The organism is Pseudomonas sp. SED1 (assembly GCF_034044025.1).
Classification (GTDB): Bacteria; Pseudomonadota; Gammaproteobacteria; order Pseudomonadales; family Pseudomonadaceae; genus Aquipseudomonas.
Window position 1 is genome coordinate 1 of sequence record NZ_JAXCIS010000156.1, and the last position, 1740, is coordinate 1740.

The 1740-nt window shown below is 62.1% G+C and carries 1 protein-coding gene; it reads left to right on the forward strand.

Going from position 1 to position 1740, the window contains the following annotated elements; genetic code table 11:
- The first annotated feature begins 115 nt into the window (after positions 1-115).
- Positions 116-1732: an inorganic phosphate transporter gene (locus SNL23_RS20045; protein ID WP_076016636.1), complete on the forward strand. Its 1617-nt coding sequence runs from the start codon at positions 116-118 to the stop codon at positions 1730-1732.
- Positions 1733-1740 lie beyond the last annotated feature (8 nt).

The window sequence follows — 1740 nt, forward strand, 5'->3', positions numbered from 1 at the left end:
GGTGTTTTATAGACCAGCGGCAACTTCAATTCCCTAAACACTGATTTATCGCAGCATCTCTGTAACATTCTGCAACGATCATGACCGACATCCTCCCCACACTGGATGCTCCGGCATGGCCACCCCTTCCCTGACTGCCTCCGCACACGCTTCCACCGCCGATCCCAAACCGCGCCTGGACAAGAAGCCAGGCCTGGTGACAGTGATCATTTTCTTCGCCGTACTCGCCATGGGCCTGCTGTTCACCGCCTACAGCCTGATGCACGACATGCGCGAACTGGGCACGGTGGTCACCACCTGGACGCCGTTCCTGCTGCTGGGTGTGGCGTTGTTGATCGCCCTGGGCTTCGAGTTCGTCAACGGTTTCCACGACACCGCCAACGCGGTGGCCACGGTGATCTACACCAACTCGTTGCCGCCGCATTTCGCGGTGGTGTGGTCGGGCTTTTTCAACTTCCTCGGTGTGCTGCTGTCCAGCGGCGCGGTGGCGTTCGGCATCATCGCCCTGCTGCCGGTTGAGTTGATTTTGCAGGTGGGCTCCTCGGCCGGTTTTGCGATGATCTTCGCGCTGTTGATCGCCGCGATCCTGTGGAACCTCGGCACCTGGTGGCTGGGTTTGCCGGCTTCGTCGTCCCACACCTTGATCGGCTCGATCATCGGTGTAGGCGTGGCCAACGCACTGATGCATGGCCGTGACGGCACCAGCGGCGTGGATTGGGGCCAGGCGATCAAGATCGGTTATGCGCTGCTGCTGTCGCCGCTGATCGGCTTCGCCTTCGCCGCCCTGCTGTTGCTGGCGCTGCGGGCCTTCGTGAAAAACCGTTCGCTGTACAAGGCACCCAAAGGTGACACCCCGCCGCCATGGTGGATTCGCGGCATGCTGATCGTCACCTGCACCGGCGTGTCGTTCGCCCACGGCTCCAACGATGGCCAGAAGGGCATGGGCCTGATCATGTTGATCCTGGTGGGCACCCTGCCGATGGCCTACGCGCTGAACCGCACCATGCCGGCCGGTGAGTCGTTGCAGTTTGCCGCCGTGGCCGAAGTGACCCAGGCGGCCTTGGTAAAAGCGGCGCCGCAACTGGCCCCTGCCGACTCGCGCGCCACCTTGTCGACCTACGTCCGCACCAAGGAAGCCACGCCGGAACTGGTGCCCGCCCTCGCCTCAATCACCGGGCATATTGGCGAAGAAGTGAAGAGCTACGGCTCCCTCGCTGCTGTACCGGCCGAGGCCGTGGGCAACGTGCGTAACGACATGTACCTGACCAGCGAAACCATCCGCCTGATGGACAAGGGCAAGGTCGGCAACTTCGACGCCGACACCCAGAACAAGCTGCAACTGTTCAAGCAACAGATCGACAACGCCACTCGGTTTATCCCACTGTGGGTCAAGATCGCCGTGGCCATCGCCCTGGGGCTCGGGACCATGGTCGGCTGGAAGCGCATCGTGGTGACGGTGGGCGAGAAGATCGGCAAGACCCACCTGACCTACGCCCAGGGCGCCTCCGCGGAGATGGTGACGATGCTGACCATCGGCGCGGCGGACATGTATGGCTTGCCGGTGTCCACCACCCATGTGCTGTCATCGGGCGTGGCCGGGACCATGGTGGCGAACGGGGGTGGGTTGCAGATGAAGACCATCCGCAATTTGCTGATGGCCTGGGTGCTGACGTTACCGGCGGCGATTCTGTTGTCGGGTAGCCTGTACTGGCTATTTACCAAATTGTTCTGACACAACGC